The organism is Maribacter sp. (assembly GCF_039968975.1).
Lineage (GTDB): Bacteria > Bacteroidota > Bacteroidia > Flavobacteriales > Flavobacteriaceae > Maribacter.
The window spans coordinates 1-19697 of sequence record NZ_JBDVOT010000028.1 but is presented as its reverse complement, the minus strand read 5'-3'; the positions used below and the strand labels follow the sequence as shown (position 1 = coordinate 19697).

The window sequence follows — 19697 nt, the reverse complement described above, 5'->3', positions numbered from 1 at the left end:
ACGCATCGACCGTAATGGTAAATCCTGATTTCGTGAAAATAGCTGAAGGATACAGTATAGAGGCTAAACGAATTTCTGAGCGTAAAGATTTAAAATCTACAATTCAAGAAATGATGGCTTCTAAAGAGCCTTATTTCTTAGAAGTTAAGGTAGAACAAGAAGATAATGTTTTTCCAATGATACCTTCTGGAGCTTCGGTTTCTGAAGTTAGATTGAAATAGCCATAATATTAAATCTCATGAACGATACTAACATACAGGACATTCCAAAAATACACACGGAGATAATCCGTAAATCTGAGGAAATAGGATTTACAATGCCGTCAGACTTGTACGTTGGTAGCTTTCTCAAAACCTTGATAGCTTCAAAACCAAGCGGAAGATTTTTGGAAATAGGAACTGGTATTGGTCTTAGCCTTTCTTGGATGATAGAGGGTATGGATGCTGATTCTAAATTAATATCCGTAGATAACGATCAAGAGTTAATTTCAATAGCCACTAGTTATTTTGGTGATGATAATAGGGTTGAGGTTGTTTGTAAAGATGGTACTGATTGGATAAAAGAGTACTCAGGTGCTAAATTCGATTTAATTTTTGCAGATGCTTGGCCTGGTAAGTATAGTGAAATAGATGAGGTCTTAGATTTGATAAATGTTGGCGGATTTTATATTATCGATGATATGACCAAACAACCCAATTGGCCAGCAGGTCATGAGAATAATGTTATTGAACTAACGGCATATTTAGAACAACGTAAAGATTTACAATTGACCAAAATGAATTGGTCTACAGGCTTGATAATGGCCGTAAAGAAATAGTATAGAATAATTATAATGACACCATAAAATCCTTTTGTAGAAAGGAATAGGTAATTAAAGCTTATGGAAAATAAATGGTTTACAATATCGGTATATTCAGAAAATAATGTTGGATTACTGAACAGAATATCTGGTATATTTTTAAAGAGACATATTAATATAGAGAGTTTAAATGTCTCTAAATCAGAGATTGATGATGTTTCTAAATTTACGATAGTAGCACATACGACAGAGAAATGGGTACATAATATCGTCGGTCAGATTGAGAAACAAATTGAGGTTATAAAAGCATATTACCATACTGATGATGAAACTATTTATCAAGAATCTGCTTTGTTCAAAATAGCATCGGGACTTCTGTTTGACGAGCGTCAAATTCAGAATATTATTAAGGATAATAATGCGCAGATCGTAACAGTATCAAGAGACTTTTTTGTCATCGCTAAAAGTGGTAGAAGAAATGAAATTGATGAAATGCACGATCAGCTAAAGCCCTACGGTATTATGCAGTTTGTTCGCTCTGGTCGTATTTCTGTTACTAAAGATGAAATGAAAATTTCAGCGATACTAAAAGAATTTTAAATAAAGAATCTAAACAATAATCAAATAAAGTAAATACAAAATGGCCAATTATTTTAATACGCTATCATTAAGAGATAAATTAACGCAACTTGGAAAATGCCGCTTCATGGATTCGTCTGAGTTTGCAGATGGCGTAAATGCTTTAAAAGGCAAAAAAATTGTAATCGTAGGTTGTGGTGCACAAGGTTTAAACCAGGGGTTGAACATGAGAGATTCTGGTTTGGATATCGCTTACACACTTCGTGATGCCGCTATAAAAGAAAAAAGACAATCTTTTGTAAACGCATCTGAAAACGGATTTACAGTTGGTACCTACGAGGAATTGATTCCTACTGCCGATGTTGTAATCAACCTTACACCAGACAAGCAACATACTGCCGTAGTAGGTGCTGTTATGCCATTAATGAAAAAAGGTGCTACACTATCTTATTCTCACGGTTTTAATATTGTAGAAGAAGGTACGCAGGTTCGTGAAGATTTAACTGTGATTATGGTAGCTCCTAAAAGTCCAGGTTCAGAAGTACGTGAAGAATACAAAAGAGGGTTTGGGGTACCAACTTTAATTGCGGTGCACCCAGAGAATGATCCAGAAGGTAAAGGTTTAGCTCAGGCAAAAGCTTATGCTGCTGGTACAGGTGGTCACAGAGCCGGTGTATTAGAGTCTTCTTTTGTTGCTGAGGTAAAATCAGATTTAATGGGAGAGCAAACTATTCTTTGTGGTTTGTTACAAACAGGTTCTATTCTTTGTTTCGATAAAATGATTGAAAAAGGTATTGATGCCGGTTATGCATCTAAATTGATACAATACGGATGGGAAACTATTACTGAAGGTATGAAATATGGCGGTATTACACATATGATGGATCGTCTTTCAAATCCTGCTAAAGTAAAGGCATTTGAACTATCAGAAGAATTAAAAGATATTATGCGTCCGTTGTTCCAAAAACATATGGATGATATTATGACCGGTCATTTCTCAAAAACTATGATGGAAGATTGGGCAAATGATGATAAGAACTTGTTAACGTGGAGAGCGGCAACAGGAGAAACTGCTTTCGAGAAAACGCCTGCAGGTAGCCAAGAGATTACGGAGCAAGAATTTTATGATAATGGTGTTCTAATGGTAGCTATGGTAAGAGCTGGTGTAGAATTGGCTTTTGAGGCAATGACAGAATCAGGTATTATCGCTGAGTCTGCATACTACGAATCTTTACATGAAACGCCGTTAATTGCAAACACGATCGCTCGTAAGAAATTGTTTGAAATGAACCGTGTTATATCTGATACGGCAGAATATGGTTGTTACTTGTTTGATCATGCTTGTAAGCCTTTATTAACTGATTTCATGAAAGGTATTGATACTGATGTTATTGGTACAAACTTCTCTGGAGATATTGATAATGACGTTGATAATGCACAATTAATTACTATTAACAAAGCGTTACGTACGCATCCGGTAGAGATTGTTGGTACACGTTTACGTGAGTCAATGACGGCTATGAAGCCTATCGTATAAATTTATAATCTTTTATAGATATACCGATTGTCCGGTTGAGTGCATTCTTAAAATTGTAAACCTTTGTGGTATAGCAGTTTTTAAAGAGTTGCCCTTAAGCGGACAATTTAGGTTTCATACTGATTTATAAAGTTTACAATTAAAGAATTTGAATACTATGAAAGGGACAAAGCCTGCATATTTTCCGCAATTAGATGATGTATTACAAGCGGCACAGACCATTTCTGAAATTTCAGAAGTAACGCCACTAACTGAAAGTATAAGATTGTCAAAGCAATTTAATTGTCAGGTACGTTTAAAACGCGAAGATCTACAGCGCGTTCGGTCTTATAAGATTAGAGGTGCATTCAATAAAATAAGCTCTTTAACAAAAGATGAACGAGCAAAGGGTGTTATTTGTGCAAGTGCCGGTAATCATGCACAAGGTGTTGCTTTTGCCTGTTATCACTTAAAGATTAAAGGTACTATTTACATGCCTTCGGTAACGCCAAAACAAAAGGTGGAGCAAACGAAATTATTTGGTGCAGAATGGGTTGAAATAGTTTTAGAAGGTGATACGTTCGATGATGCTTCTTTAGCAGCTAAAACTTTTGGTGATAGTACGGGTAAAATATTCGTTCACCCGTTTGATGACCCCAAGATTATTGAAGGTCAAGCTACCGTGGGTCTAGAGTTGATTGAACAGGCAAAAGAACCTATAGATTATCTTTTTGTTTGCATTGGTGGTGGTGGGTTGGCATCGGGACTAATTAGTGTTTTTAGTCAGCTTTCACCAAGTACCAAAATTATTGGTGTAGAACCTAAAGGTGCTCCTTCCATGAAAACTTCTATTGAATCTGGTGAAGTAGTTGCGCTTAATTATATCGACAAATTTATCGATGGTGCTGCGGTCAAGAAAGTAGGTAGTCTAACGTATCCTATCTGTAACTACTATTTAGATAATATGATTACGGTAGATGAGGGGAAAGCATGCCAAACTATTTTAGATCTTTATAATAGAGATGCCATAGTGGTAGAACCTGCAGGTGCATTATCTATAGCTGCCTTAGATCAATATAAAGAAGAGATTGCCGGTAAAAATGTGGTCTGTATTATTGGCGGAAGTAATAACGATATTACAAGAACCGCAGAAATCAAAGAGCGTGCTTTATTGTACGGTCAATTAAAGCATTACTTTATTATTCGTTTTCCTCAAAGACCAGGGGCATTAAAAGAATTTGTGGTAGATATTTTAGGACCTAACGATGACATTACACATTTTGAATATTCTAAGAAATCTAGCAGAGAAAATGCGCCTGCGGTAGTAGGTATAGAACTTAAGCATCCAGAAGATTTAAAACCTTTGATAGAACGCATGAAAACTAACAATTTTTATGGCGATTATATAAATGACAAACCAGATTTGTTTGAATATTTGGTTTAAACTACTTTTAATATATCAGATTCAATTTCTATTTATTTCAGAAATTAATCTACTATACAATTATCAATCATAGTACAAAATAGAAAATGAAATGAGCGATATTAAAATTCCAGAAGAATTTCAGATTACGTCTACTATAGACCAAAAGCATTATTTGGTCAACGGAGAATTAAAAGAATGGAAAGGGGATACGACAGCGGTTTATTCTACTATCTCTTCAACCAAAGAATATAAACCAACTTTATTGGGTAGTATTCCAGATTTGCAAGAAGCAGAGGCTTTAGATGCTTTAAATGGTGCGTTGAGTGCATATGATAAGGGAAAAGGGGTTTGGCCAACCATGCACGTTAAAGACCGTATTGAGTGTATGGAGGTTTTTGTAACCAAAATGAAAACTAAAAGAGAAGAGGTTGTAAAATTATTAATGTGGGAAATTGGTAAATCGTTACCGGATTCTCAGAAAGAATTTGATCGTACGGTAGAGTATATTGAAGATACCATTGAAGATTATAAGCAATTGGATCGTGACGCTGCCAAGTTTACAAAACACGATGGCGTATATGCGCATATAAAAAGAGGACCTTTAGGGGTTGTTTTATGTTTGGGACCATATAACTATCCGTTAAACGAAACATTTGCGTTGTTGATTCCTGCAATTATTATGGGGAATACTACCATTTTTAAACCTGCAAAACATGGGGTTTTATTGATTACCCCACTTTTAGAAGATTTTCAGACTAGTTTTCCAAAGGGTGTGGTAAATGTATTGTTTGGTCGTGGTAGAACCGTTGCTGCACCAATTATGCAGACAGGTAAAGTAGATGTTCTTGCCTTAATAGGTAATAGTAAATCTGCCAATGCTTTACAAGATCAACACCCTAAAAGCAATAGGTTGCGTTTGGTGTTAGGTCTAGAGGCTAAAAACCCAGCTATTATTTTACCTGATGCCGATTTAGATTTGACTGTTAATGAATGTTTAGCAGGTACATTATCTTTCAATGGTCAACGATGCACTGCGTTGAAAGTAGTCTATGTTCATGAAGAAATTAGTGAAGAGTTCAATAAGAATTTTGCGAATAAGGTAGATGAGTTAAAATTTGGAAATCCGTGGGAAGATGGGGTGAAATTAACTCCGCTACCAGAACCGGATAAGGCAGCTTATATTCAAGAGTTAATTGATGATGCCCTTTCTAAAGGAGCAAAGATTATCAATAAAAAAGGAGGAAAGCATTTTGATAATTATATATGGCCTGCAGTTCTTTATCCTGTAACTAAAGACATGCGCGTATATCAAGAAGAACAGTTTGGTCCCATAATACCAATTGTACCTTTTGCTGATATTGAAGAACCTTTAGATGATATGGCAGAAAGCAACTATGGTCAACAAGTAAGCTTGTTCGGTAAAGATGTATATGCTCTTTCTCCGTTAATAGATACTTTGGTGAATTTGGTTTGTCGTGTAAACTTGAACAGCTCTTGCCAAAGGGGACCAGACGTTTATCCGTTTACCGGAAGAAAAGATTCTGCACAAGCAACCTTAAGTGTTCATGATGCATTGCGTTCATTCTCTATTAGAACATTTGTAGCATTCAAAGACAATGAATTGAATACTGAAATTATTGAAAATCTATTAGAGGCTAAACTTTCTAATTTTGTAAGTACCGACTATATATTATAAGGGTCTTAAATTAAGACTATAAAAAACCTCTCCTATTAATTAGGGGAGGTTTCTTTTTTACAGTTGTCGCTTATTTCATTAGCTCTTTCTATACCTGAGTATGGGTAGTATGGTATTGTTTGTTCTTCTTCTTTAAATAATGCTATAGCACGTTCAATATCTTCGCAATAAGGTGCTGTAGATTTACCGAAGAATTTAGCTGTACCCATATCCCATTCCGTTTTACCAAGTAGTACTCTAGGGTTCTTTGGTGCTATAGCTTGTGCTTTTTGATAGATAGCAATATTCTCACCTGATAAGGTCATGCCATATTTTGCACCATCAAAAGCAATATATGCAGTATTCAAAAGGGCATAAGAAATCATAATTTCTGGATTGTCTTTTGATATTGCCGATGCATTATCCAAAAAGCCTTTTGCCCTGGTTAACTTTGATGTCAATAGAGCTTCGTCTTTTAAACCAAAACTACTTACAATTTCAATTAGTCCGGCATAATAAGAGGGTAACCAATTGTCGGTTTCTGCAGATGCAATTCTTTCAAATAGTTGTACGGCTTCTGTATTCTTTTGTTGCTCCCATAATGCAAAAGCCTTGTTCATCCCTTTTTCATAAGGTGTTTGTGCGCTTATACTAAGAGTGAAAATAAATGTGGCAATTAGTAATATTGATTTCATGATGTATAGTTTTTTGATGTTATTTATTGTTGTTCAAATATCTTTTTATTCCCTTGTTTTTGACAAAATAGATGACTCAGTTGTAGGTTTTTTGTAGTGAACTGTAATTTCTATAGGTTATCTAGCTGATTATCATTTTTATTGTCGCTTATCGTCCAAAAGAAACCTATGAAAAAGAAGCGGTCTGCCGCGGGTGTAATTGTTCTTCTATCGAATATTCCGTCCATATTTGTTTGGTCTGCGTATTGGTATCCGTTTACATTTTTGGTTCCTAATACATTACTGACAGATAGGTATAATATTTTCTGCGGACTTATTAAATACGCATAGTTGACATTTAAGGAATTGAAACTTTTTGCCTGTTCTGTTAGGAAACCGCCTTTATTTGGGTCTGTATATGTTCTACCCGAAGCATAATTATAACTGAAGCCTATTTGACTTTTCCAATCTTCGATCCATCGCTTTACAACCAAAGACGCATTGTGTTTTGATGCAAAGTCAGGAGTAGCAGATGTTGGATAATTTTGATAATCCCTTTCCGTATCTAAGTAAGAGTACGACATCCAGTACTCTGTATTTTTAATTGACTTATTATCTCTCCAGAAAATATCCAATCCTTTAGCATATCCACTTCCTTCATTGTTATAGGTAGAAGTAGGCAAAGCGAACGGAGTGTCATATTTTACTAAATCTCCGTAATTCTTATAGTATGCTTCAGCTCTGAATATCTGTTTATTTTTTACATACTGGTAGTTGGCAATATAATGGGTGGTGTTTTCGGCAATGAAATCACTACTATATTTTAAATAATCGTTTTTGGGGTTTTGAAAGAACTCACCATATGCCAATGAGAATTGAGAGTTTGTGCCAGCTTTATATGCCAATGATAATCTTGGTGAAATAGTAAATTCTTGCAGTAGTTCAGAATATTCTCCTCTAATACCAATCTTAGTGGCAAATTTTTTAGAGAAGAATACATCGGTTTCTATAAAGCTGCTGAGAATATTGTTATCGAATTCAAATTCGTTTTCAAAGTTTGTATCTAAATAGTTTTCTGTAAAGTTTGTGGCAAAATATTCTGCACCAAAGTTTAGTTTGTAACGACTAGAAAAGAATTTTTTAAATGCGATTTTTAGATGAGCGGAGTTTTCAACATCCGTAATGTCAGCATCACTATACTTTATTTCAGAACGGTCATTGGCAAAGCTAACACCTGTGGTAATACTCCAGTCTTTTTCTAAAAAATCTTGATAAGATGTATTAATGTATAGATTTCTATTTTTTAACCCAAAGCGAATACCATCTACTTCATTGATATCTTCTTGTGTTAAATCAAAATTTGCGGAACTGTAAGCTCCGTATACTTTTAGTAATCCGTCATTATTGAATTTATACCTATACACAGCTTCACCACCAACAGATTCAATTGGCTTGTGCCATTCATTATTGTCAGGATACAGTTTTTGATAAGGAGCTAGATTTATATAAGATGTATTTATACTCAAAGAACTTTTTTTCCATTTTTGAGTATTGCCAAGACCAAAACCAACTGTCATAATAGAAATTTCAGTTTTTTCTTCTTGTGGTTCGTTTATACTATTTAAAAGTAGAACACTTGATAATGCTTGACCATATTCTGCAGAATAGCCGCCGGTAGAAAATGTAATTCCTTTAAATAAGAATGGAGATAATCTACCTCTTGCCGGTATATTATTTGCAGAAGGGGAGTAGGGTGTAAACACACGCATGCCGTCTACAAAAATTTGGGTTTCTTCAGCGTCGCCACCTCTAACGAACAATCTGCCATCTTCCGCAACATTAGATGTGCCTGGTAATGTTTGTAAGGCTCCCACAAAATCGCCAAGTGCACCTGCCGTAGTTACAATATCTAATGGTTTTAATGCGGTTACCTTGGCATTATCGCCAGCGTTGAAAGTTCCTGCGTTTACGGTTACGGCATCTAGGGTATTAACATCATCTTTTAGCTTAATTGTAATACTGCTGAAATTGGCAATGTCGTCTGTGTTTGAATATGTTTCAAATGAAATAGATGAAGCTATCAATGTTTGTGTGCCAGTTGTAGTTGTTTCAAAGGAAAAGAGCCCATTTTCATTAGTAGCGGTACCATCATAAGTTCCGTTCAAGTAAACATTTGCTCCCATGATGGGTGTTCCCTGTTGGTCAATTACTTTCCCTGATACAGTAGATTGAGCATATAAACTGAAACAGAAAAGTGTAAGTAATAAGAATAATAGCGTCTTCATTGTTGATTATATTTTTTGATTGATATCACAAATATGAATCGTAAGCGAAGGTTTTAATAAAATGGTTTTCTCAATTGTAGTATTTGTGTACTGAATTGATAGAATTCATTCTTTTGAAGAAATTATAGTAGGTTAATTATTAACATAAATATGGTAATTAATGCGTGTTTTAACCCGTATAATGGTTTTAACTTTGCGTTTTTAAACTATTGATCGAGAACCTATAGTGTATATGTTGAACTTAAAATTATAAGTTATGGATACTATAAAATCAAATAAAAAAGCGCTATTTGCTTTAGCCATTGGTGGTTTTGGAATTGGACTTACCGAATTTGTTATCATGGGAATTTTGACCGAAGTTTCCGGTTCTCTAGGAATTACGATTCCTCAAGCCGGTCATTTTATTGCAGCCTATGCGCTAGGTGTAGTGGTAGGTGCGCCGTTGTTAACGGGTTTAGGTTCCAAGCTTACTCCTAAAAAAATGCTATTTCTTTTAATGATATGGTTTACCGTTTTCAATACGCTATCTGGACTGGCAACTGGCTATACAAGCTTGTTGTTCATGAGATTTCTGTCTGGTATACCTCACGGTGCCTTTTTTGGTATTGGTGCTGTTGTTGCTACAAAACTGGCTAAAAAAGGAAAAGCTGCTCAAGCTATTTCAATAATGTTTTCAGGTCTTACGGTTGCCAATGTAATTGGAGTACCGATCGGCACCTATTTAGGACAACAGCTTAGCTGGAGTGTTTCTTTCTATCTTGTAGGCTTTGTAGGTTTATTGGCTTTAGGTAGTATTTACCTGTGGATGCCAAAAATTGAAGTTGAAGAGGCAGAAGAGAAGGTAAGTGTTTCTCAAGGATTAAAAAACACAGAGCTTTGGGCTTTGATTGCACTAACCACTATTGGTACAGGTGGTTTTTTTGCATGGTACAGTTATGTGGCTCCATTAATTACAGATGTTGCCGGTTTGCCAAACCATTTTGTTGGGTATGCTATGATGTTGGCCGGTTTAGGTATGGTTGTCGGTAATTTCTTAGGAGCAAAAATGGCTGAGTTGTTTTCTCCATTGAAAGCAGTAATCATTAGTTTATCGGTAATGAGTGGTATTCTTATTTTAAACATGTTTATCGCAACCAACCCATATTTGTTAATGGCATTGACTTTTGTTATTGGTGCAATATCTTTTACGGTTGCAACTCCTATTCAAATGGCTATAATAAATACTTCAAAAGGATCAGAGATGTTAGGGTCTTCCATGAACCAAAGTGCGTTTAACATGGGTAATGCTTCTGGGGCTTATTTAGCCGGATTACCAATTGCATTTGGCTACGGAATTATTTACTCTAGTTTAGTAGGTGCCGTTCTAGCTTTTTCAGGCGTTGCCATTGCTATAGCTATATTAATAGTTAGAAAAAGAAAAGAAATTAAATATAGAAAAATGGCGATGAGCTGTTAAGATATAGATTTAACAATTTTGAAAAAGGAACTTGATAAACAAGTTCCTTTTTTTTGTCGAAATATTCAGGCGGACGCTAATTTGTATTTTTCTTTTTGCCTTATAGTCAGTCCGTTTGGATGTTAAAATTTTCAATTTGTGCAGTTCATCGGTAATTTTCTTCTTTTTATCACGTTGTTAGAGAACCAAAACTTACAATGCTGTGTCACGTACCAAACTATTTCTTGGAGCCATAATAATGGTTCTTCTACTTTTTATTCTTACGGCTTCTTCATTTAAGCCAGAGCATTCTAAAGCGATTATTCCAAATCCTAATTCTCTTAAAACTCTTGCTGAGAAAAGGGAGATAAAACTCTATAACATACGTCAAAAAGCATTGAAAGATGCCCTGACCGATTATTTTAATAAAGCCATTAATTCTGGTGATATTGTTGGTGCAGGTGTTAGTATTGTTAGTGGAGATTCTGTTATTCTTTCTGATGGATATGGTAAAAGAAGCTATAATGGTAAAGAAACTGTTGACGGGGAAACCTTATTTAGATTAGGTTCTATTTCAAAAGGATTTACCGGTGTTCTAGCAGCTAATTTAGCGAGTGAGGGAAAACTAAGCCTAAACGATAAAGTAGCAGATTATTTACCTGATTTTCATTTTGGAAATCAACAGAATACACAGAAAATAGAAGTAGCACATTTACTTTCACATACAACAGGAACCCCGTATCATAGTTATACAGATTTGGTAGAGGCTGGTTACACCATGTCATCTATTAGTGAGAAGTTCGATAAAATAAACCCAATTGCAGCACCTGGTTCTCAATATAGTTATCAAAATGCTATGTTTTCTGTAACACAAGAAGTGATGTTAAAGGCGACCGGAAAAGATATTCAAACGCTATTAACGGATAAATTCTTTACTCCTTTAGATATGAATTCCGTTTCTATGGATCATAAAACATTAATGAGCAATGAGAATATTGCTTTGCCTCATATAAGAAGAGGGCGTAGTTTTAGAACTGTTTTACCTAGAGATAATTATTATAATGCAATTGCTGCTGGCGGAATTAATGCTAATTCTGAAGATATGGCAAAGTGGATGCGTTTTTTATTAGGTCATAATCCTGATGTAATGTCCAAAGATGCTATGTCACAAGTTTTTAAACCTTTTGTTGAGCTAAAAGGACATCGTAAATATTATCAAAAATGGCCTGGGCATGTGAGTTCAGGTTACGGATTTGGATGGAGAATACACACGGTAAAAGAAAATGAGAATGCACCTGTGGAAACTATTTGGCACCATGGTGGTAGTGTAAACAACTATAGAAATGAAATTGCTCTTTTTCCTGAATCTGATTTAGGTATTTGCGTGTTGATTAACGGACCATCTAAATTGGTGAAAACGGTTATACCAGATCTTCGAGCAATTGTAAAGAGTATTTACGAACAAGAAATTGCAATAGCTACAAGTATTTAAGTAGGCTGTAATTATTAGATATAAAAAATCCCTTTAATCATTGATTAAAGGGATTTTCATTTTTAAGTATGTTTTTTAAATGTTGCTAGCTAACCAATCGCCAACTTCACTAGTCTTATAACTCTTACCGCCATCGGCAAGATCTTCGGTTACATAACCTTCGGCTAAAGATTTGTTTACTACGCGTCTAATTTCTTCAGCTTCTTCTGTCATATTCATATCTTCAAAAAGCATAGCTGCAGAAAGTACGGTAGCTAAAGGATTAGCAATGTCTTTACCGGCTGCTTGGGGATAAGAACCGTGTATTGGTTCATATAAAGATACTTCGCTACCTACTGAAGAAGAAGGCATAAGACCCATTGAACCTGCAATAACAGAAGCTTCATCGGTTAAGATATCTCCAAATAAGTTTGCTGTAATGATAACATCGTATCCTTTTGGCCATTGAATTAAACGCATAGCTACTGCGTCAATGAACTCATATGATACTTCAACCTCAGGATAATCTTTTTCCATAGCCTGTACAGTCTCTCTCCAAAGTCTAGAAGACTCCAATACGTTGGCTTTATCAACACAACATAACTTTTTAGAACGCTTCATTGCGAATTCAAAGCCTTTTTTGGCTAATCTTTCAATCTCAAAACGTTGGTATGTCATGGTGTCGAATGCAGTATTGCTGTCATCTTTTCTTCCACGTTCACCAAAATATATACCACCGGTTAACTCTCTTAATATAATTAAGTCAGTGCCTTCAATACGGTCTTTCTTTAATGGAGACTTTTCTATTAGTGAAGGGAAGGTAAAGGTTGGTCTTACATTTGCAAACAAACCAAGCTTTTGTCTCATTTTTAATAATCCTTGCTCTGGACGGACTTTTGCCGATGGATCATTGTCAAAACGAGGATGACCTATAGCACCGAATAAAACGGCATCTGCATTTGCACAAATTTCATGTGTTTCATCTGGATAAGGCTCACCAACGGCATCAATTGCCGCAGCACCGGTTAGAGCCGGTTGCCATGTGATGTTGTGCTCATATTTTTTAGCAATGGCATCACATACCTTTACTGCTTGATCAATAACTTCAGGACCGATACCATCACCGGCCAATAAGGCAATATTTAATTTCATGGTTTATCGCTTTACGCTCTGCGCTATGCGCAACACGCAATACTTTAAGTGTATTACGTTTAAGCTGTTTATACTTTATTTATTAAATTATGTTTAACATTTTCTCGGTAGCTTTAATGGCGCTTACCGTTTGGTCAGAATCTAGCCCTCTAGAGGTAAATTCTTTTCCGTCCAATTCCCAAGTGATAACCGTTTCACATAATGCATCAGAAGTACTACCTGGTGGTATACGTACAGCATAATCGGTTAATTTTGGTAATGGTTTTTTCTTTGCCAGATATACTTTTTTTAATGCATTCATAAAAGCATCATACTGTCCGTCTCCTTGTGCATGGGCTTCGATTACTTTACCATCTATTTCAACAGATAGGGTAGTGGAAGGCATTAATCCCATAGCATGAGTTAATACATATGATTTTATAAACACTTTCTGCTTATAATCCGCAGTATCCAAAACATCGGAAATAATGAAAGGAAGGTCATCTTTAGTAACACGCTCTTTTTTATCACCAAGTTCTATAATTCTAGCAGTAACTTTTTTTAACTCTTCATTGTTTAAGGTTAAACCAAGCTCTTGTAAGTTTTTTTGAATGTTGGCCTTACCAGACATTTTGCCTAATGCATATTTACGTTTTCTACCAAAACGCTCTGGCATAAGTTCACTAAAATATAAGTTGTTTTTACTATCGCCATCGGCATGTATACCGGCAGTTTGTGTAAATACATTGTCACCAACTATGGGTTTGTTGGCTGGTATAGTAAACCCTGTAAATGCTGAAACCAACTTACTTACCTTGTAAAGAGATGTCTCGTTTACATTGATTTCAACTTCTGGTAGAAAGTCGTTGATTACGGCTACGGCACTTGCCATAGGTGCATTACCGGCTCTTTCTCCCATACCGTTTACGGTAAGGTGAAGTCCATGACAGCCTGCTTTTACAGCTTCCATGATATTGGCTACCCCTAAATCGTAATCGTTGTGACCATGAAAATCGAAATGGAGTTTTGGAAATTTCTCTATGATTTCAGATAGATAGGCATATGTTTCTGTATGCGTTAAAATGCCTAGAGTATCTGGTAATAGAATTCTTTTTACATTTTGGGTAGAAAGAAATTCTAAAAACTCAAAAACATATTCTTTTGAGTTTCGCATACCGTTACTCCAATCCTCTAAGTAGATATTGTTTATAATACCTTTTTTAGTAGCTTGTCTAAATATTTCGGCAATTTCAGAAAAATGCTGTTCAGGAGTTTTCTTTAACTGATACTTTAAATGGTTCATAGAACCTTTAGTCAACAAGTTTTGGGAAATTGCTCCAGATTTCTGCATCCAATCTAAAGAGATACCGCCATCAACAAAAGTTAGTACTTCTACACGTTCAAGAAAACCGTTTTCCCCAGCCCATTCGGTAATCTTTTGAACAGCATCTAGCTCTCCATCAGATACACGAGCAGATGCAATTTCAATTCGATCTACTTTTAGTTCTTCTAAAAGTAATTTAGCCAAGGTCAGTTTTTCCGATGCAGAAAAGGATACGCCTGAGGTTTGTTCACCATCCCTAAGGGTGGTATCCATTATTTCTAACTTTCTTTTTTTCATGTGTTCTAAATGCCATTTTTAAAAAGGAGAAATGGCATTGGGTTAGTTAACGTAAATGCTCTGTATTGTTGTGATATTTGAAATTATAGCGGAGTGTTCTCAGCAAATGTCTCAATATCTTTTTTGATGTTCAATAAATAATCGATATCATCAAAACCGTTAAGCATGTTGTTTTTCTTGTAATCGTTAATGTCAAAAGACTCACTTTCACCAGTTGGCAATAATGTGATTTTTTGCTCTGGAAGATTAATTTCTAATTCAGTAGATGGGTCAGTTTCTACAGCATCAAAGATTTTTTGTAAAAACTCAGCGCTAACTTGTACAGGCAATACACCAATATTTAAACAGTTACCTCTAAAAATATCTGCAAAGAAACTTGAAACCACACATCTAAATCCGTAATCATAGACTGCCCAAGCGGCATGCTCACGAGAGGATCCTGAACCAAAGTTCTTACCACCTACTAAGATTTTTCCGCTGAATTTATCTTGATTCAAAACAAAGTCTTCTTTCAGCGTATTGTCTTGATTGTAACGCCAATCTCTAAATAGGTTGTCGCCAAAGCCTACACGCTCTGTAGCTTTTAAAAATCGTGCAGGAATTATTTGATCTGTATCTACGTTCTCTATTGGTAATGGAACCGCAGTTGAAGTTAATATGTCGAATTTATCGTATGCCATTTTTTATAGCTTTTTGCTTCTGGCTATTAACCATCGGCTTGTATTATTATCAATATTGTTTTGCTAAAAGCCAATGGCTAATAGCTAAAGGTAGACTTGTTATACAAGTTCAACCATTAATTCTCTTGGATCTGTTACTTTACCGGTTACGGCAGCTGCAGCAGCAACTAGCGGACTAGCCAATAAAGTTCTTGAACCAGGTCCTTGTCTTCCTTCAAAGTTTCTGTTAGATGTACTTACCGCTAATTTACCAGCGGGTACTTTATCATCGTTCATAGCTAAACAAGCAGAACAACCAGGTTCGCGAAGTTCAAAACCAGATTCTGTCAAGATATCAAGTATACCTTCTTCTTTTATTGCAGATTCAACTTTATGTGAACCAGGTACCAACCATGCCGTAACATTGTCAGCTTTCTTTCTTCCTTTTACAATAGAGGCAAAAGCTCTAAAATCTTCTATACGACCATTGGTACAGCTACCAAGGAAAACAAAATCAATTGGTTTGCCCATCATACTATCACCTTCATTGAAATCCATATATTTCAATGATTTCTGGTAGGTAGTAGCACCACCTTGAACAGCATTGGCCATAGGAATGTCATTGGAGATTCCCATACCCATACCTGGGTTGGTACCGTAAGTGATCATAGGTTCTATAAGGGAACCATCAAAAGTTAATTCTTTATCGAAAATAGCATCTGCATCTGTATACAAAGTTTCCCAGTATGCCATTGCTTTATCCCAATCTGCACCTTTAGGTGTAAATTCACGTCCTTTTACATATTCAAATGTCTTTTCATCAGGAGCGATCATACCACCACGGGCACCCATTTCTATACTTAGGTTACAAACGGTCATACGACCTTCCATGCTCATATCTCTAAAAATTTCACCAGCATACTCTACAAAGTATCCTGTTGCACCAGAAGTGGTTAATTGAGATATGATAAATAGAGCAACATCTTTAGGTGTAACCCCTTTGCTCATTTTACCGTTAATATTAATACGCATTCTCTTTGGCTTAGGCTGCATAATACATTGTGTAGCCAATACCATCTCAACTTCAGATGTACCAATACCAAAGGCAATAGCACCAAAAGCACCGTGAGTAGAAGTATGCGAATCTCCGCAAACAATAGTAGCACCTGGTTGGGTAATACCATATTCAGGTCCTACAACGTGTACAATACCGTTTTTAGCATGACCTAATCCCCAATATGATATACCATATTCATTGGCATTTTCTTCTAACATTCTTAATTGGTTTGCAGAAAGCGGATCGGCAACCGGTAAATGTTGGTTAATTGTAGGAGTGTTATGGTCAGCCGTTGCAAATGTTTTCTCAGGATGCATAACAGGAATACTTCTGTTCTTAATTCCTAGAAAAGCAACAGGGCTAGTTACTTCATGTACCATATGTCTGTCAATGAACAGTACATCTGGACCATCTTGTATTTTATGTACTACGTGGGAATCCCACACTTTGTCAAATAATGTTTTTGTTGCGCTCATGTTCTATATAATCTAAGTACACAAATCTATTAAAATCAAGGATTTCTTGGAAATTAACACACTTGAAAATTACGATGTTCAACGGGAAAGTTGTTAGAAATAAAACTAACTAATATATGTCCAGATATTCTTATGCTTCACCAACTGGGCATACATGTGTCTAATAATTAGATTCTCTGGCTTACTTAGTGAAGGATCTTCTTTAAGCAATTGTAATGCGTAATAGCGAGCCGATTTTAAGATGTCATTATCCTTTACGATATCAGCTATTTTTAGATTTAATAATCCACTTTGTTGGGTGCCCATAATATCTCCGGGTCCGCGAAGTTTTAGATCCACTTCTGCAATTTCAAACCCGTCATTAGTGGCTACCATGGTTTCTAATCTAGTTTTAGCTTCTGTAGATAATTTATGACTTGTCATTAGAATACAAAAACTCTGATCAGCACCACGACCAACGCGACCACGTAATTGGTGCAGTTGCGAAAGCCCGAATCGTTCTGCACTTTCAATGATCATAACCGATGCATTAGGCACATTTACGCCAACTTCAATTACGGTGGTGGCAACCATTATCTGTGTTTCGCCTTGTACAAAACGGTTCATTTCAAACTCCTTGTCCGCCGGTTTCATTTGTCCGTGAACAATGGATATCTGATATTTTGGTTGAGGAAAATCACGCGCTATACTTTCGTAGCCATCCATTAAATCTTTATAGTCCATGGCTTCAGACTCTTGAATTAATGGGTAGACGACATAGATCTGTCTGCCTTTTTCAATTTCATCACGTATAAATCGAAAAACTTTTAACCTATTGGCATCATAACGGTGAACTGTTTTTATGGGTTTACGACCAGGTGGTAGTTCATCAATGACCGAGATGTCTAAATCGCCATACAAACTCATGGCTAATGTTCTTGGTATTGGTGTTGCCGTCATTACTAAAATATGCGGCGGAAACTCATTTTTATGCCACAATTTAGAACGCTGTGCAACACCAAAACGATGCTGCTCATCAATAATGGCTATTCCTAAATTCTTATATTTTACCTTATCCTCTAAAAGGGCATGGGTACCAATAAGTATATTTAATTCTCCATTTTCTAATTGCTCGTGAATTGGTTTACGTGCCGATTTCTTAACGGAACCAGTAAGTAAAGCACAGGTAATTTCAGTGCCTTCAAGTAACTCAGAGATACCTTGAAAATGCTGGTTGGCAAGAATTTCTGTGGGTGCCATTAAACAGGCTTGAAATCCGTTATCGATAGCCAGAAGCATTGTCATTACCGCGACAATGGTTTTGCCTGAACCTACATCTCCCTGTAATAAACGGTTCATTTGGGCATTACTTCCTAAATCTGAGCGTATTTCTTTTATGACCCGTTTCTGCGCTCCGGTAAGTTCAAAAGGCAATTTATTTGAATAAAAGTCTTTAAAATATTCGCCTACTTCATTGAAGGGAAAACCCTTTATCTTTTTCTTTCGTGAAACGTTTTTACCAATGAGTTGTAGCTGAATATAAAAGAGCTCTTCAAATTTTAAACGCCATTGCGCTTTTGCCAATAATTCTTGACTTTTAGGAAAGTGAATATTGAACATTGCTTCGCTTTTGTTCAATAATTTAAGGTCGTGCAGTAGTTTATCGGATAGGCTTTCCGTGAATTTACCGTTGATTTCAATAAATAGTTGTTGCATCAATTTACTGATGACTTTATTGGTAACTCCTTTATTACTTAACTTTTCTGTAGATGGGTATACGGGTTGCATGTACACCTTGGTACCTTGTTCGTGCGCTTTCAAAGGTTCCATCTCTGGGTGCGGCATTGAAAATGTACCATTGTACCAGTTGCATTTTCCAAAAATGACATATGGTACATTTAGTTTTAAATTCTCTCGTAACCACTTTTGACCACGAAACCAAACCAATTCTATTTCACCTGTATCATCTTTAAAACGAGCTACTAAACGCGAACCTCTTTTTTGCTCTACTGTTTTTAAATGAACGATTTTTCCAATAATCTGAACATCGGCACTGCTACGTTGTAATTGACTTATTTTATAATATTGGGTTTTATCAATGTACCGATTAGGGAAAAGATTCAGCAAGTCTTGGTAAGTGCTTACTCCTAATTCAGACTTTAAGGTTTCGGCTCTATTAGGACCAACACCTTTTAAGTACACAACGGGAGTTTGCAAGAAGTTTGCGTTCATGGCACTAAAATAGGCTTTAGGTAGATTTGCGACAAACTAAAGTATTAAATTTGATTTTCTACTAGCTTATTAATTTGCATGAAAAAAATAGTTTTAGCCTTTATTCTTTGTTTTTGTTTCTATTCTTATGGTCAACATCAAGATAAAGTAGACTTCATTAAAGCTAAGGTCTATCTGAGCCCAATACCTAAAGAGAAAACGATTAAAGGCGGAGTAATTTATCGTTTTAATGTATTACAAAATGTTGATTCTGTATTTCTTGATGCAAAGAATATAGCTATTTCAAAAGTAGAACTCGATGGAGAAAAGGCAGATTTTACAACCACAGAAAAGACGATTTCCATTAAACATAAATTTATAGAGGGAGAATCGCATAAACTGATGATTGAATATATAGCCAAGCCTAAACAAACAGTCTATTTTATTGGTTGGGATGATGATTTAGAAGGCAATGAACAAGTATGGACTCAAGGTCAAGGAAAATATACGAGCCATTGGCTTCCTAGTTTTGATGACATGGAAGAAAAGATAGAATTTGACCTGACTTTTGAAGTTGCTAAGGAGTATCAAGTTATTGCGAATGGGCATCTACTAATGAAGACTAACCTTGCGGATGAAGATCCCATTTGGATATTTGATATGAAAAAACCAATGAGTAGTTATTTATTGGCTTTTGCTATTG

At 35.8% G+C, this 19697-nt stretch carries 15 protein-coding genes and 1 pseudogene; 9 read left to right on the top strand and 7 right to left on the bottom strand.

The features are described 5' to 3' along the window. The 6 genes from ABJI11_RS01840 to ABJI11_RS01815 form a co-directional block, all read left to right on the top strand. Window positions 1–221 (top strand): thiamine pyrophosphate-dependent enzyme (locus ABJI11_RS01840; RefSeq protein WP_348348883.1); only part of this gene is annotated, 221 nt, incomplete at its 5' end. A 17-nt stretch (window positions 222–238) separates the two neighbouring features. Beyond that, window positions 239–817, top strand: coding sequence for a class I SAM-dependent methyltransferase (locus ABJI11_RS01835; RefSeq protein WP_348348881.1), 579 nt, complete (start codon window positions 239–241; stop codon window positions 815–817). Between the two features lie 63 nt (window positions 818–880). Then, window positions 881–1399 carry an acetolactate synthase small subunit gene (ilvN, locus tag ABJI11_RS01830; protein ID WP_036153906.1) on the top strand — a complete coding sequence of 173 codons (519 nt, stop codon included), beginning with the start codon at window positions 881–883 and terminating at the stop codon, window positions 1397–1399. Window positions 1400–1439: 40 nt separating this feature from the next. Beyond that, a complete protein-coding gene (gene ilvC, locus ABJI11_RS01825) occupies window positions 1440–2915 on the top strand; it encodes a ketol-acid reductoisomerase (protein ID WP_348348879.1) in 1476 nt (491 codons plus the stop codon). A 157-nt stretch (window positions 2916–3072) separates the two neighbouring features. After that, on the top strand, window positions 3073–4338 hold the full coding sequence (ilvA, locus tag ABJI11_RS01820) for a threonine ammonia-lyase (protein ID WP_348348877.1): 1266 nt from the start codon (window positions 3073–3075) through the stop codon (window positions 4336–4338). A 91-nt stretch (window positions 4339–4429) separates the two neighbouring features. Then, entirely contained in the window at window positions 4430–6016 is a 1587-nt protein-coding gene (locus ABJI11_RS01815; protein WP_348348875.1) for an NADP-dependent glyceraldehyde-3-phosphate dehydrogenase, read from the top strand. A gap of 35 nt (window positions 6017–6051) precedes the next feature. Here ABJI11_RS01815 and ABJI11_RS01810 read toward each other — a convergent pair whose 3' ends face one another. Together ABJI11_RS01810 and ABJI11_RS01805 are read right to left on the bottom strand one after the other, a co-directional pair. Then, on the bottom strand, window positions 6052–6690 hold the full coding sequence (locus ABJI11_RS01810) for a hypothetical protein (RefSeq protein WP_348348873.1): 639 nt from the start codon (window positions 6688–6690) through the stop codon (window positions 6052–6054). Window positions 6691–6800: 110 nt separating this feature from the next. Continuing rightward, on the bottom strand, window positions 6801–8954 hold the full coding sequence (locus tag ABJI11_RS01805; RefSeq protein WP_348348871.1) for a TonB-dependent receptor: 2154 nt from the start codon (window positions 8952–8954) through the stop codon (window positions 6801–6803). 256 nt (window positions 8955–9210) lie between these two features. On the opposite strand from ABJI11_RS01805, the gene ABJI11_RS01800 reads away from it, so the two are divergent. Then, on the top strand, window positions 9211–10410 hold the full coding sequence (locus ABJI11_RS01800; protein ID WP_348348869.1) for an MFS transporter: 1200 nt from the start codon (window positions 9211–9213) through the stop codon (window positions 10408–10410). A gap of 202 nt (window positions 10411–10612) precedes the next feature. Beyond that, window positions 10613–11881 carry a serine hydrolase domain-containing protein gene (locus ABJI11_RS01795; RefSeq protein WP_348348867.1) on the top strand — a complete coding sequence of 423 codons (1269 nt, stop codon included), beginning with the start codon at window positions 10613–10615 and terminating at the stop codon, window positions 11879–11881. A gap of 75 nt (window positions 11882–11956) precedes the next feature. On the opposite strand, the gene leuB is transcribed toward ABJI11_RS01795, so the two are convergent. The 5 genes from leuB to recG all read right to left on the bottom strand — a co-directional run bounded on the left by leuB (window position 11957) and on the right by recG (window position 19015). Beyond that, on the bottom strand, window positions 11957–13012 hold the full coding sequence (gene leuB / locus ABJI11_RS01790) for a 3-isopropylmalate dehydrogenase (protein ID WP_348348865.1): 1056 nt from the start codon (window positions 13010–13012) through the stop codon (window positions 11957–11959). Between the two features lie 82 nt (window positions 13013–13094). Then, entirely contained in the window at window positions 13095–14612 is a 1518-nt protein-coding gene (locus ABJI11_RS01785) for an alpha-isopropylmalate synthase regulatory domain-containing protein (RefSeq protein WP_348348863.1), read from the bottom strand. Window positions 14613–14695: 83 nt separating this feature from the next. Continuing rightward, the gene (gene leuD, locus ABJI11_RS01780) at window positions 14696–15292 is read right to left on the bottom strand and encodes a 3-isopropylmalate dehydratase small subunit (RefSeq protein ID WP_348348861.1); all 597 of its coding nucleotides are present in this window, start codon (window positions 15290–15292) and stop codon (window positions 14696–14698) included. 99 nt (window positions 15293–15391) lie between these two features. Further along, on the bottom strand, window positions 15392–16804 hold the full coding sequence (leuC, locus tag ABJI11_RS01775) for a 3-isopropylmalate dehydratase large subunit (protein WP_276493223.1): 1413 nt from the start codon (window positions 16802–16804) through the stop codon (window positions 15392–15394). A 105-nt stretch (window positions 16805–16909) separates the two neighbouring features. Beyond that, complete coding sequence (recG, locus tag ABJI11_RS01770; RefSeq protein WP_348348859.1) at window positions 16910–19015, bottom strand: ATP-dependent DNA helicase RecG; 2106 nt, start codon at window positions 19013–19015, stop codon at window positions 16910–16912. A gap of 78 nt (window positions 19016–19093) precedes the next feature. On the opposite strand from recG, the pseudogene ABJI11_RS01765 reads away from it, so the two are divergent. Continuing rightward, window positions 19094–19697: pseudogene (locus ABJI11_RS01765) on the top strand (M1 family peptidase); the annotation flags it as partial.

What these genes read in the sequence shown, in the direction of transcription:
- ABJI11_RS01805 (WP_348348871.1), bottom strand. Translation starts at nt 8,954, where the DNA reads ATGAAGACGCTATTATTCTTATTACTTACACTTTTCTGTTTCAGTTTA.
- ABJI11_RS01810 (WP_348348873.1), bottom strand. Translation starts at nt 6,690, where the DNA reads ATGAAATCAATATTACTAATTGCCACATTTATTTTCACTCTTAGTATA.
- ilvN (WP_036153906.1), top strand. Translation starts at nt 881, where the DNA reads ATGGAAAATAAATGGTTTACAATATCGGTATATTCAGAAAATAATGTT.
- leuD (WP_348348861.1), bottom strand. Translation starts at nt 15,292, where the DNA reads ATGGCATACGATAAATTCGACATATTAACTTCAACTGCGGTTCCATTA.
- ABJI11_RS01835 (WP_348348881.1), top strand. Translation starts at nt 239, where the DNA reads ATGAACGATACTAACATACAGGACATTCCAAAAATACACACGGAGATA.
- ABJI11_RS01800 (WP_348348869.1), top strand. Translation starts at nt 9,211, where the DNA reads ATGGATACTATAAAATCAAATAAAAAAGCGCTATTTGCTTTAGCCATT.
- ilvC (WP_348348879.1), top strand. Translation starts at nt 1,440, where the DNA reads ATGGCCAATTATTTTAATACGCTATCATTAAGAGATAAATTAACGCAA.
- recG (WP_348348859.1), bottom strand. Translation starts at nt 19,015, where the DNA reads ATGAACGCAAACTTCTTGCAAACTCCCGTTGTGTACTTAAAAGGTGTT.
- leuB (WP_348348865.1), bottom strand. Translation starts at nt 13,012, where the DNA reads ATGAAATTAAATATTGCCTTATTGGCCGGTGATGGTATCGGTCCTGAA.
- ABJI11_RS01785 (WP_348348863.1), bottom strand. Translation starts at nt 14,612, where the DNA reads ATGAAAAAAAGAAAGTTAGAAATAATGGATACCACCCTTAGGGATGGT.
- ABJI11_RS01815 (WP_348348875.1), top strand. Translation starts at nt 4,430, where the DNA reads ATGAGCGATATTAAAATTCCAGAAGAATTTCAGATTACGTCTACTATA.
- leuC (WP_276493223.1), bottom strand. Translation starts at nt 16,804, where the DNA reads ATGAGCGCAACAAAAACATTATTTGACAAAGTGTGGGATTCCCACGTA.
- ilvA (WP_348348877.1), top strand. Translation starts at nt 3,073, where the DNA reads ATGAAAGGGACAAAGCCTGCATATTTTCCGCAATTAGATGATGTATTA.